The organism is Lysobacter zhanggongensis (genome assembly GCF_046638635.1).
Taxonomy (GTDB): Bacteria; Pseudomonadota; Gammaproteobacteria; order Xanthomonadales; family Xanthomonadaceae; genus Novilysobacter; species Novilysobacter luteus.
In genome coordinates this window covers 1-11,067 of the sequence record NZ_JBJXHK010000069.1, presented here as the reverse complement: position 1 = coordinate 11,067, position 11,067 = coordinate 1, and the positions used below count along the sequence as shown (strand labels likewise).

13 protein-coding genes are annotated in these 11,067 nt (G+C 69.2%); 8 read left to right on the top strand and 5 right to left on the bottom strand.

Annotated elements, in window-relative coordinates:
- The 4 genes from ACKVMH_RS10800 to ACKVMH_RS10785 form a co-directional block, all read left to right on the top strand.
- The coding region (locus tag ACKVMH_RS10800; RefSeq protein WP_412700282.1) for an energy transducer TonB at positions 1-350 on the top strand (350 nt) is incomplete at its 5' end.
- Between the two features lie 102 nt (positions 351-452).
- Positions 453-1,208, top strand: a complete 756-nt coding sequence (locus ACKVMH_RS10795; protein ID WP_215219071.1) for a MotA/TolQ/ExbB proton channel family protein — start codon at positions 453-455, stop codon at positions 1,206-1,208.
- Positions 1,209-1,243: 35 nt separating this feature from the next.
- Entirely contained in the window at positions 1,244-1,669 is a 426-nt protein-coding gene (locus ACKVMH_RS10790; protein ID WP_215219070.1) for an ExbD/TolR family protein, read from the top strand.
- A 15-nt stretch (positions 1,670-1,684) separates the two neighbouring features.
- Positions 1,685-2,095 (top strand): ExbD/TolR family protein, encoded by a 411-nt coding sequence (locus ACKVMH_RS10785; RefSeq protein WP_215219069.1) that lies wholly within the window; start codon positions 1,685-1,687, stop codon positions 2,093-2,095.
- A 94-nt stretch (positions 2,096-2,189) separates the two neighbouring features.
- On the opposite strand, the gene ACKVMH_RS10780 is transcribed toward ACKVMH_RS10785, so the two are convergent.
- The 3 genes from ACKVMH_RS10780 to cls all read right to left on the bottom strand — a co-directional run bounded on the left by ACKVMH_RS10780 (position 2,190) and on the right by cls (position 4,825).
- Complete coding sequence (locus ACKVMH_RS10780; protein ID WP_215219068.1) at positions 2,190-2,948, bottom strand: pyridoxine 5'-phosphate synthase; 759 nt, start codon at positions 2,946-2,948, stop codon at positions 2,190-2,192.
- 56 nt (positions 2,949-3,004) lie between these two features.
- Complete coding sequence (locus tag ACKVMH_RS10775) at positions 3,005-3,280, bottom strand: hypothetical protein (protein ID WP_412700281.1); 276 nt, start codon at positions 3,278-3,280, stop codon at positions 3,005-3,007.
- A 108-nt stretch (positions 3,281-3,388) separates the two neighbouring features.
- Complete coding sequence (cls, locus tag ACKVMH_RS10770) at positions 3,389-4,825, bottom strand: cardiolipin synthase (RefSeq protein ID WP_412700280.1); 1,437 nt, start codon at positions 4,823-4,825, stop codon at positions 3,389-3,391.
- 67 nt (positions 4,826-4,892) lie between these two features.
- Here cls and ACKVMH_RS10765 point away from each other — a divergent pair, with 67 nt between their 5' ends.
- Positions 4,893-5,981, top strand: a complete 1,089-nt coding sequence (locus tag ACKVMH_RS10765) for a PA0069 family radical SAM protein (RefSeq protein WP_412700279.1) — start codon at positions 4,893-4,895, stop codon at positions 5,979-5,981.
- A gap of 16 nt (positions 5,982-5,997) precedes the next feature.
- Here the strand turns inward: ACKVMH_RS10765 and ACKVMH_RS10760 are convergent, their stop codons facing one another.
- Positions 5,998-7,830, bottom strand: a complete 1,833-nt coding sequence (locus ACKVMH_RS10760) for an SLC13 family permease (RefSeq protein ID WP_412700278.1) — start codon at positions 7,828-7,830, stop codon at positions 5,998-6,000.
- A gap of 100 nt (positions 7,831-7,930) precedes the next feature.
- Here ACKVMH_RS10760 and ACKVMH_RS10755 point away from each other — a divergent pair, with 100 nt between their 5' ends.
- The gene (locus ACKVMH_RS10755; RefSeq protein ID WP_412700277.1) at positions 7,931-9,088 is read left to right on the top strand and encodes a sensor histidine kinase; all 1,158 of its coding nucleotides are present in this window, start codon (positions 7,931-7,933) and stop codon (positions 9,086-9,088) included.
- Positions 9,088-9,516, top strand: a complete 429-nt coding sequence (locus ACKVMH_RS10750) for a response regulator (RefSeq protein WP_215219062.1) — start codon at positions 9,088-9,090, stop codon at positions 9,514-9,516. Before ACKVMH_RS10755 ends, ACKVMH_RS10750 begins: the two co-directional genes overlap by 1 nt.
- 21 nt (positions 9,517-9,537) lie before the next feature.
- Here the strand turns inward: ACKVMH_RS10750 and ACKVMH_RS10745 are convergent, their stop codons facing one another.
- The gene (locus ACKVMH_RS10745) at positions 9,538-10,266 is read right to left on the bottom strand and encodes a 2OG-Fe(II) oxygenase (protein WP_412700276.1); all 729 of its coding nucleotides are present in this window, start codon (positions 10,264-10,266) and stop codon (positions 9,538-9,540) included.
- Between the two features lie 332 nt (positions 10,267-10,598).
- Here ACKVMH_RS10745 and ACKVMH_RS10740 point away from each other — a divergent pair.
- On the top strand, positions 10,599-11,067 hold a 469-nt coding region (locus ACKVMH_RS10740; protein ID WP_412700275.1), incomplete at its 3' end, for a hypothetical protein.

The following is an 11,067-nucleotide window of genomic DNA, read 5'->3' as shown; positions in this document are numbered from 1 at the left end:
TGGACGACCCGAGCCCGGTCGACGTCCCGGCGCCGCCGCCGGCCCCGCCGGCGCCGCCCGCCCCGCAGGACACGCTGGGTTCGGTCGATCCGTCGTCAAAGTCGCGCAACCCGCCGACCTACCCCCCGAGCGCGCTGCGTGCGCAGATCGAGGGCACGGTGATCCTGGTCATCAGCATCGATGCGCAGGGCAACGTGATCGACATCGACGTCGAGAAGTCCAGTCGCAACCGCGACCTGGACCGCGCGGCGGTCGACGCGGCCCGCAAGTGGCGTTTCAACCCGCAGATCGAAAACGGTGTCGCGGTTGCGAGCCGGGTTCGCGTCCCGGTCGATTTCAACCTCAACTGACCACGGCCGGGATGGCCCCAGGTTCATCCCCGGCACACGCGGTTGAGTCACAGTTGCTGTAACTCGTAGTCCCTTCTTCCACGACATCTAAAGGTAAGCGTCATGCTTCAGGAAACCACCACCGCCGCTGCTGCTGCCGGAGGCAACAACGCCGAAGCGTTCCAGCAGATGAGCTTCTCCCACATGGTCCAGGCGTTCGACCTGGTCGCATGGATCGTGTTCCTCACCCTGGTCCTGTTCTCGGTCCTCTCGGTCTACTGGATCGTGGTCAACCTGATCAAGAACATGCGCCTGCGCAGCAGCTCCGACCGCGTCATCGGCACGTTCTGGGAAACCACCAACGCGCAGGACTCGATCCGCTACATGGAAGAGCAGAAGCGCAGCGAGCCGTTCTCCAAGATCGCGCTCGACGCCGCCCAGGCCGCCGCCCACCACCAGCGCCACGAGGGCTCGCGCCTGGTCGAGTCGCTGAACCGCTCCGAGTTCGTCGACCGCGCCCTGCGCCAGGCCGTCACCCGTGAGTCGATGCGTCTCGAGTCCGGCCTGACCCTGCTCGCCACCGTCGGTGCGACCGCGCCGTTCGTCGGCCTGCTCGGTACCGTGTGGGGCATCTACCACGCCCTGATCCGCATCGGCATCAGCGGCAATGCGTCGATCGACGCGGTTGCGGGCCCGGTCGGCGAGGCGCTGATCATGACCGCGATCGGTCTGTTCGTCGCGATTCCGGCGGTGTTGGCGTACAACTTCTTCACCCGCATGAACCGCGTCACGAACAGCAAGTTCGACACCTTCGCGCACGACCTGCACGACTTCTTCGCCACCGGTTCGCGCGTCGGCGAGCTCGCGGCCAAGCGCTGAGCGCGGTCGCACTAACAGGTTAGTTGGAGTTCGATATGGCCTTCAGTTCAGGCAACGATAGCGGCGGCCCGATGGCCGAAATCAACGTCACGCCGCTCGTCGACGTGATGCTGGTGCTGCTGATCATCTTCATGATCACGGCACCCCTGATGTCGCACAAAGTGAAGGTCGAGTTGCCGGAGGCCGACGTGGCCAATCTGGAACAGCTGGCCCCCGAAGTGCCGCCGATCACGTTGGCGGTCACCCAGGACGGCAAGCTGTTCTGGAACGACGAGCCGATCACCGCCTCGTTGCTTGAGAGCCGGCTGTCGGTCGAGGCCCAGAAGACCCCGCAGCCGCAGGTCAATGTTCGCGGCGACAAGACCACCAAGTACCGCGTCATCAAGGACGTGGTGCAGGTTGCCCAGCAGCAGGGCATGCGCAAGGTGGGCTTCGTCGCGATCAAGGATCGTTCCAACTAATCCGGAGACCAGGACATGGCTTTCAGTTCCAACTCCAGCGGCGGCGCGATGGCCGACATCAACGTGACCCCGCTGGTCGACGTGATGCTGGTGCTGCTCATCATCTTCATGGTGACCGCCCCGATCGCGTCGTACCCGATCGAGGTCAACCTGCCGCAGCGTTCGACCCAGCCGCCGCCGCCGACGGATCCGCCGCCGCCGATCAAGCTGCGCATCGACGCTTCGGGTCAGATCTTCTGGAACAACTCGCCGTATCCGGTGTCCGCGATCGCGGGCATGATGCGCGAGACCGTCCAGCGTGATCCGACCAACCAGCCGCAGCTGGAAATCGACGTCAACCCGGATGCCGATTACGGCATCCTCGCCAAGGTTCTGGCACACGCGAAGTCCGCCGACATGAAGAAGATCGGCTTCGTCCAGAACTGACGGCTGCACCACCACAAAGACGCTTACTGTCGTATTGGAAACGCCGCCTCCGGGCGGCGTTTTTTTTGGTTGTACGTGTGAGCGAACCGGGTGACTAGGCGGCCCGGAGGATCGCCAGGTACGACTGCACCGTCGGTGCCAGTCCGTCGTACAGCGCTTCCGACACCAGGGCGTGTCCGATCGACACCTCCAGAACGCCCGGGACAGCGCGCAGGAACGCCGCCAGGTTGGACTGGCTGAGGTCGTGACCTGCGTTGACCCCCAGCCCGGCACTGCTTGCGTGCCGGGCGACGGCGGCGAAGCGCGCGAGCATGGCCTGGCCCGTACCGGCGGCCATGGCCTCGGCAAACGGCCCGGTATAGAGCTCGATGCGGTCGGCGCCGGTGGCCGCCGCGTGCTCGATCCCGGCATCGTCCCGGTGGGCGTCGGCGAACAGGCTGACCCGGCAGCCGAGCCCATGCAACTGCGCGACCAGCGGCCGCAGCCGGTCGCGATCACGGGCGAAATCGAAGCCATGGTCGGACGTGAGCTGGCCGTCTCCGTCGGGCACCAGCGTGGCCTGCGCCGGCCGCGCGGCCTCACACAGCGCCAGGAAGCCGGGGTAACCGGGGCGGGGCGGGGCGAACGGGTTGCCCTCCAGGTTGAACTCCACGCCACGCGAGCGGGTCAGCCCGGCAAGCGCGAGCACATCGTCGGCACGGATGTGGCGCGCGTCGGGCCGCGGATGCACGGTGATGCCATGGGCACCGGCCTCAAGGCAGGTCGTGGCGGCGCGGAGGACATCGGGCTCGCCGCCGCCGCGCGAATTTCGCAGCACGGCGATCTTGTTGACGTTGACGCTGAGGACGGTCATCGGCAAAGCGTAACGCGCCCGTTGCCCGTCGCAAGCAGGAACGGGGTTGCCGGACCTCAGGAGCGCTCGTCGAAGGCCGCCTCGCCGGGCGACGTCGCCGCAGCCCGCCGGCGCGCCTCGGCCTGCTCGCGCATCCGCGCGAGTTCCACCGGGTCGACCATCATCGCGATGTCGCCGCTGCGGCTCTCCACCCGACGGGCCAGCAGCTGCATCACGCCGGCCAGCGCCAGTACCAGCGCGACCAGCAGGCAGACCAGCAGCAGCGCGACGGAAGCGACCGAAAATGCCATCGCCAGTGCGGCGAAGGCGAACACGAACAGCAACCAGGGCATCGCAGGACTCCGTGGGCGGGCAGGGCGAGTTTAACGGCCGGCCGGCATCGGGCAGTGCCGGCTGCCCCCGCCGGCGCGCCACTTGTCGGCGCTGCCGCCCGACAACCGCTACAGCAGCGGTGAAACCAACCTGGCCAGCGCCTCCGGTACCCGGGTCCGCCACAGCGGTCGGCTGCGATCGTCGCGGACCCGCACCGATCGGCCGCATTCCCCCTCGATCAGGGTCGCCAACCGATCGTGCAGGTCGCGGTCGCGGAACAGCACCGAGACCTCGAAGTTCAGCCGGAAGCTGCGGTGGTCGAAGTTCGCGCTGCCGATGATCGCCAGGTCGTCGTCGCACAGCAGCGCCTTGGTGTGCAGCAGCCGCGGTCCGTACTCGTAGATGCGCACGCCGGCCGACAGCAGCTCGTCGAAGTACGAGCGTGCCGCGTAGGTGACCAGACGGCTGTCGCTCATCTTCGGAACCAGCAGCCGGACGTCCAGCCCACCCAGCGCGGCCGAGGTCAGCGACATCATCGCCGCCTCGCCCGGAACGAAGTACGGCGTCACCAGCCAGACCCTTTGGCGGGCGGCGTGGATCGCGCCAACGTGGAGCCGGTGGATCGCCTCCAAGGGGGAGTCCGGTCCCGACACGACCACCTGCGCGGCCACCGGGCCGGGACACGGCGGCGGGTCGGGCAGGCGCAGTGGCGGCTGGCCGGTGGCGTAAGCCCAGTCCTCGACGAACACCAGCTGCAGCGAGCGCACCACGTCGCCCTCCAGGCAGACATGCAGGTCGCGATAGGCGTCCGGGCGGAGGCGCTCGTCCTGCTCGTCGGTGATGTTGATGCCGCCGGTGAAGCAGACCCGGCCATCGATCACGACGATCTTGCGGTGGGTCCGGAGGTTCAGCCACGGCCGCTTCCAGAACCAGCGCGCCTTCATCGGATGGAACCAGGCGACCTCGCCGCCGGCATCCACCAGCGGCTGCAGGAAGCGGCTCGAGACCCGCTTGGCGCCGACCGCGTCGAGCAGCAGCCGCACCTCGACCCCGGCGCGCGCGCGCTCGACCAGGGCGTCGCGCAGGGCGGTGCCGGTGCGGTCGGGCTCGTAGATGTAGTACTCGAGGTGGACGTGTACCCGGGCATCGGCCACCGCGGCCAGCAACGCGTCGTACTTGGCGGCGCCGTCGACCAGCAGGTCCGCGCGTGTGGCCGTGGTCGGCGGCAGGCCGGTGCTGCCCTGCGCCAGCCGGGCCAGTTCAAGGGCTTCCGGCGTCGGCGTGTGCCCTGGCGGCGGCGCCGGCAGCGAGGCGCGGGCGCGGGTCCGGCGCAAGCGCTGGCGGTGGATCCGCTGCGGTCCGAACACGTAGTAGACCAGGAAGCCCAGGTAGGGCAGGGCTGCCAGGCTGATCAGCCAGCTCAGGGTCGCGGCCGGCGAGCGCTTCTGCAGCACGATCCACAGGCCCAGCCACAGCACGTAGGCGACCCAGCCGGCGGTGAGCACCAGGGCCAGGTGGTCGAACGTCACCAGGTCGCGCCACAGTTGTTGCAGCCCATCGACCATCGGTGTCCCCTGAACGATTAAGCAGGCGTCGCTTGCGGTGCGACGGCGCACCCATAGGCTAAGCGGCATGGACGATGCCCGCAAAGCCCAGGCGCCGATCAAGGGTCGCGGCGCCGCATCCCATGTGGCCGGCCGCTATGCCGTGACGCGTGCCGAAGGCGCCGACGACGGCTGGGGATCGGTGTACGAGGACATCGCCGAGACCCCGCGTCCGCGGACCGAGGTGACCGAAGAGCGCGCGCGCAGCGTGGTGACCCGCAACGATTCGCCCGACGTCGGCTTCAGCCAGTCGGTGAACCCGTACCGCGGCTGCGAGCACGGCTGCGTGTACTGCTTCGCCCGGCCGTCGCACGCTTACCTGGACCTGTCGCCCGGGCTGGACTTCGAGACCCGGCTCTACGCCAAGACCAACGCCGCCGAGCGGTTGCGCCACGAGCTGGCCCGGCCGGGCTACGTCGCCGCGCCGATCGCCCTGGGCATCAACACCGATGCCTATCAGCCGATCGAGCGGCGCTACCGGATCACCCGAGAGGTGCTCGAGGTGCTGGCCGAATGCCGCCACCCGGTGAGCTTCGTCACCAAGAGCGCGATGATCGAGCGCGACCTCGACCTGCTCGCGGCGATGGCGCGCGACCGGCTGGTCACCGTGTACTTCTCGGTCACCACCCTGGACAACCGCCTGGCGTCGCGGATGGAGCCGCGCGCATCCGCGCCCCGCGCCAAGCTTCGCGCGATGCGCGCCTTGAGCGATGCCGGGGTGCCGGTTGGGGTGATGGTCGCACCGGTGGTGCCGATGATCACCGACCACGAAATCGAGCACATCCTCGAGGCCGCCCACGACCATGGCGCCCGCGCGGCGGGGTACGTGCTGCTGCGACTGCCGCACGAGCTCAAGCAGGTCTGGCGCGAATGGCTGGAGTTGCACTATCCCGAGCGCGCCGCGCACGTGATGAGCCTGATCCAGCAAATGCGTGGCGGCAAAGACTACGACAGCGGCTTCGGTACCCGCATCCGCGGCGAAGGGCCGTTCGCCCAACTGATCGGCCAGCGCTTCGCGAAGGCCCACCGGCGCCTGGGCTACGGCCGGCTGCCGCCACTGGATGGGACGCGGTTCGTTGCACCACGCAAGCCGTCGCCGCAAGGCGAGCTGTTCTAGGCCAGGCGGCCGTTGCTCAACCGCCGAATGACGGCAGCAGCGGACCGCCGAGCCACAGCCAGCGCGTCATCCAGGCGCTGACCAGGGCAACCACCACGGTCAGTGGGACGCCGATCCGCACGAAGTCGCCGAACCGGTATTGCCCGGGCCCGAGGATCAGCAGGTTGCCGTGGTGGCCGATCGGGGTCAGGAACGCGACCACCGCGCCGAGCGCCGTGCACACCACGAACGGCGTGGGGGCCACGCCCAGCGATTGCGCCAGTTCGATCGCTATCGGCCCCAGCAGGACGGTGGTGGCCGAGTCCGACAGGATCTGGGTCAGCAGTGCTGCCATGGTGAACAGCACCAGCAGCACCGCCAGCACCGGCCAGTCGGCGACCACGTTGCGCAGGCCGGAGGCCAGCAGCTGCGCGGTGCCGGTCTGTTCCATCGCGATACCGAGCGGGATGACGCCGGCAATCAGGACGAACACCCGCACGTCGATCTCGCGGTAGGCCTGGCCGATGTCGACGCAGCGCGTGGCGACGATCGCGACCGCGCCGAGCAGGAACGCCAGCGGTACCGGCAGCCATTCGGTCACCGCGGCGATGATGGTCACCCCGAGGATCGCCAGCGCCAGCGGTGCGCGCTGGCGGCGCTTGGCCTCGCCGGCGAACGGGACCAGCATCAGGAAGCCGTGGTGGGTCGCCAGCTCGGCGAACCGCGCCGGCCTGCCCCACAAAACGAGAAGGTCGCCTTCGCGCAGGCGGGCGTCGGCCAGCCGCGGCGCCATGTCCGCGCCGCGCCGCCACAGGCCGGCGATCACCGCCTTGAACTGGTTGGAGAAATCCAGCTCGCGGATGCTGCGGCCGATGAACTCCGAACCCGGTGCCACCACTGCCTGCACCAGCTGCAGGTCGTCGGCCTCGCCCGGGTCGCCGTCGCGGGTCTTGGCGGTGAACTTGGCGATCGGATACAGGTCCAGCCCGGTATCGTCGTGCAGCGAGGCCAGCGCGTCGGCCGAAGCCTCCACCAGCAGCACGTCGCCGCTGATCAGCGGGCTGCTGGGGCCGAGGTCGCGGCGCACCCGGCCGTCGCGCAACCAGCCGATCATCCGGAACTTGTCGCCGAGCGTCTTCTGCAACTCGGCCAGCGGACGCGTGCTCCAACGCGAACCGTCGGTCACCAGCAACTCGGTGCGATAGCGGTCCAGCCGCAGGTACTCGTCGTCGCCACCGGAACCGCTGCGCTTGGGCAGCAGCCAGCGCGCCAGCAGCATGTAGACCACGCCGATCACGACCAGCGCGATGCCGATCGGGGTGATCGAGAAGATCCCCAGTCCCTCGGCGCCGGTGCGCTCGAGCATGTTGTCGGCCAGCAGGAACGCCGGTGCGCTGACCAGGGTCAGGCAAGTGCCGAGCGAGGCGGCCAGCGACATCGGCATCAGCAGCCGCGACACCGACAACCCGCGCGCCTTGGCGAACCGCGTGAGGATCGGCAGCATCATCGCCGTCACCATCACGTGGTGGGTGAACGACGCCATCGCCGCGACGGCCGGCATCGTTACCGCGATCGCGCGCGACTCGCTCTTGCCCGACGCGCGACCGATCCACTGGCCGATGTGCTCGGTGATGCCGGTCGCCGCCAGCCCACCGGAGACCACGAACACCGCGGCGACGATGATCGCCGGCTCGCTTGCGAACCCCGACAGCGCCTGGTTCTCGTCGAGGATGCCGGTCACCACCAGCGCCAGCAGCACCAGCATGGCGCTCACGTCGATGCGCAGGCGCTCGCTGACGAACAGGTAAAGCCCGCCCGCCAGGATCAGCAGGAACATCACCTGTTGCAATGTGAACGGGCCCAGGTCCATGGACGGCATTGTGCGGTACATCGCGAAATCACGCACCGCGATGCACCGGCCCGTCACGACCGCAACCACTACACTCCACCGAAAACCCGTCCGCGAGCCAATGCCCCAGTCCGCCACCAGCCCCACGACCGCCACCGGAGACGACTGCTTCCGCGTGGCGATGGCCGCGTCGGGCATCGGCATGGCGATCGTCGACCTCGACGGGCGCTGGCGCGAGGTCAACCCGGCGATCGGGCGCATGCTCGGATGCAACGCCGAGACGCTCGTTGGCAAACCGGTCACCGAGTCGATCCACCCCGAGGACCGCGGACTCACCCTTGACGGCATCGCCGGTTTGATTGACGGCCGCCAGCGGGTGATCGACAACCGGAAGCGCTACCTGCGCGCCGACGGCAAGCCGATCTGGGTGCACACCAATGCCGCGCTCATGCGCGATGCCGATGGCGCGCCGCAGTACCTGGTCGTGCAGTTGCGTGACGTCACCGCCGAGCACGCCGCACGGGCGGTGTTGCAGGAGGCCGCGCGCGAACGCGCCGCCGCGCTGGATGCCTCCACCCGGCAGCTGCAGCTGTTCGCCGACGCGGTCGCGCACGACCTGCGCGCGCCGTTGCGATCGATCGAGAGCTTCTCCCGGCGGCTGGCCGCACGCGCCGGTGACAGCCTCGACGAGACCAGCCGCGACCACCTCGATCGCATCCTCAACGCCGCCTCGCACATGACCAGCCTGCTGGCCGCGCTGGCGGAGCTGTCGCACGTGACCGGGGTCGAGCTCCGGCCGCGCCCGGTCGACCTGGGCCTGCTGGCCGAGTGGGTACTGGCCGAGTTGCAGGAAGCCGAGCCGCATCGCGCGGTCGAGCTGCACGTCCAGCCGGGCCTGCAAGCCCACGGCGACGAACGGCTGCTGAAGCTGCTCCTGGGACAGTTGCTGGACAACGCCTGGAAGTTCTCGCGCGAGCGGGAAAAGGTCTGGATCGAAGTCGCCGGCGAGCCGCTCGACGGCGGCCTGCGACTGGTGGTGCGCGACGCCGGTAGCGGTTTCGACATGCGATATGCTCACAAGCTGTTCCAACCGTTCCAGCGCCTGCACGGGCCGGACGAGGGGGGCGGCCATGGACTCGGGTTGGCGATAGCAGAGCGCATCGCCGAGCGACATGGCGGCCGCATCACGGCGCAATCGGAGCCGGGTGCCGGTGCCACCTTCAACCTAGAACTGCCAGCCGCCCCGCCCGAGGCGCCGGCCGTGGAAGAACCCGAGTGATGCACAAGGACATCCTGCTGGTCGAAGACAACCCCGACGACGTCGAGCTGACCCGGCTCGCATTCGACGAGGCCAAGATCGCCAACCGCCTGGTGGTGGTCGGCGACGGCGCCGAGGCGCTCGATTACCTGTTCGCCCGCGGGCGGCACGAGGGCCGCGACCCCGGGGACCTGCCCTCGATCGTGCTGCTCGACCTCAACTTGCCGAAGGTCGACGGGCGCGAGGTGTTGCAGGCCATCCGTGCCAACGAGGCGACCCGCACCCTGCCGGTGGTGGTGCTCACCACCAGCACCGAGCCGTTCGACGTCGAGGCCAGCTACGCGCTCGGCGTCAACAGCTACATCCAGAAGCCGGTCGACTTCGAGCAGTTCGTGTGGGCCGTCAAGCAGGTCGGGCTGTACTGGCTGGTGCTCAACCACCCGCGCTGAGCCGCACTCGATCCGGCAACCTCAGCCGCCGAACAATTTCTCCGCCCGCTGGAACAGCACCCAGCTGGTGGCGATGAACTTGTCGCCGCCGTCCGGGCGGTTGCCGCGGTGGGTGTGGGTGAAGGCGGCCGGCGCGATCAGCAGCGAACCGGTGCGCGGCGCGACCTTGCGCTGCTGGTAGAGGAACTCGGTCTCGCCCTGGCCGAAACCGTCGTTGAGGTAGACCGTCCACAGCAGGTGGCGGTGCAGCGTCTCGGCGTGCGGATCGCGCGGATACAGCTCGCAGTGCCAGTAGGGATACCCGCCACGGCCGGCGGTGTAACGCTGCAGGTTGATCGCACCCGGGCGCAGCACCGTCTGCACCACCGGCGCCAGCGCCGCGTCGTCCATCGCCCGCAGCCGCTCGGGGGTCAGCCGGTGGCGGCTGCCGTCGGCATCGGCCACCTCCAGCATCAGTGGTGCGATCAGCGCGTGCGGCCAGCGACGCAGATAGCGCAGCACGCCCTTGAACACCGCCTGGTTGAGCGCGGCCTCCGCGTCGCGCCATTCCGGCCGCCCGCTGATGGTCAGGTCCACGCTGTCCTTGAGCTCGACGTGCACGCCGCCGCCCACCCGGCCGGGCGCGGCGGCGCCGCTGGCCTGGAAGCGCTCGATCCAGGCACGGCAGTGGGCCGGGTCCAGTGCATCGGGGATGACCTCGATGAAGTCGGCAGGCGCCTCGTCGGCGTTGGGGAACGGCGTGGAGTTCATACGCGCGCGTATACGCATTGGGACAGGAAAGCGGACATCCTCGCACGCGATTGCCGGGTTGCAGTAAGGCAACGGCGCGCGCGCTGCCGTCCCGATGGGCGCGACACGCGCGTGACGGCGGTGTCCACGCGCTGACCGGGGGATTCGGGGGAATCGACCGGCGCGCAAACGTTGCACCGCCGCAACATTCCGGTAGCACGCGTGGGGCAACCCGTCGAGTCTGATCCAGAAAATCCAAGGGATTCATGCGTTTGCATGGATGGCACGGAACTCGCGTTGGACCCTCCGCCGCCGCGGTGCAGACCCGCGCCGCGGACTTTTCCGGGGGCTCCATGTCAATCGCCGTCGTCATCCTTTCCAAGCGCGTGCTCCGCGCGGCCGCCGCCCTTGCGGGCCTGGTGGTCGTTCCGGCCGTCTGCGCGCAGGACGCGCCTTCGACCGCGCCGGGCACCGGTCCGGACCCGGTACTGATCGTCACCCGCACGGTCCAGCCGCGGATCGCCTACCGCGGGCTGCCGCGCGACCAGAACCCCGTGCATACCCAGGCCACCGTGTTCCCGGCGCAGGTGTTCCATCGCACGCTTGATGGCGTACTCGGGCAACTGGTCGGCGACGACGCCCTCAACCAGACCGCCTCGGCAGGCGTCGCCGGCTTTACCACCGGCCCCGCAATGACCGACGCCACCGGCCAGCTGGGGACGGCCGGGGTCATGGGCACTTCGCCGACCGCGCTGCAGGGCGGGATCGCCGGCACGGTCGGCGGCATCGGCGGCGCCGGTGGTCCGATCGGCCGCGCGACCG

Bases quoted from the DNA above. Each gene is read 5' to 3' on its own strand.
- ACKVMH_RS10795 (WP_215219071.1), top strand. From the start codon at position 453: ATGCTTCAGGAAACCACCACCGCCGCTGCTGCTGCCGGAGGCAACAAC.
- ACKVMH_RS10790 (WP_215219070.1), top strand. From the start codon at position 1,244: ATGGCCTTCAGTTCAGGCAACGATAGCGGCGGCCCGATGGCCGAAATC.
- ACKVMH_RS10785 (WP_215219069.1), top strand. From the start codon at position 1,685: ATGGCTTTCAGTTCCAACTCCAGCGGCGGCGCGATGGCCGACATCAAC.
- ACKVMH_RS10780 (WP_215219068.1), bottom strand. From the start codon at position 2,948: ATGACCGTCCTCAGCGTCAACGTCAACAAGATCGCCGTGCTGCGAAAT.
- ACKVMH_RS10775 (WP_412700281.1), bottom strand. From the start codon at position 3,280: ATGCCCTGGTTGCTGTTCGTGTTCGCCTTCGCCGCACTGGCGATGGCA.
- cls (WP_412700280.1), bottom strand. From the start codon at position 4,825: ATGGTCGATGGGCTGCAACAACTGTGGCGCGACCTGGTGACGTTCGAC.
- ACKVMH_RS10765 (WP_412700279.1), top strand. From the start codon at position 4,893: ATGGACGATGCCCGCAAAGCCCAGGCGCCGATCAAGGGTCGCGGCGCC.
- ACKVMH_RS10760 (WP_412700278.1), bottom strand. From the start codon at position 7,830: ATGGACCTGGGCCCGTTCACATTGCAACAGGTGATGTTCCTGCTGATC.
- ACKVMH_RS10755 (WP_412700277.1), top strand. From the start codon at position 7,931: ATGCCCCAGTCCGCCACCAGCCCCACGACCGCCACCGGAGACGACTGC.
- ACKVMH_RS10750 (WP_215219062.1), top strand. From the start codon at position 9,088: ATGCACAAGGACATCCTGCTGGTCGAAGACAACCCCGACGACGTCGAG.
- ACKVMH_RS10745 (WP_412700276.1), bottom strand. From the start codon at position 10,266: ATGAACTCCACGCCGTTCCCCAACGCCGACGAGGCGCCTGCCGACTTC.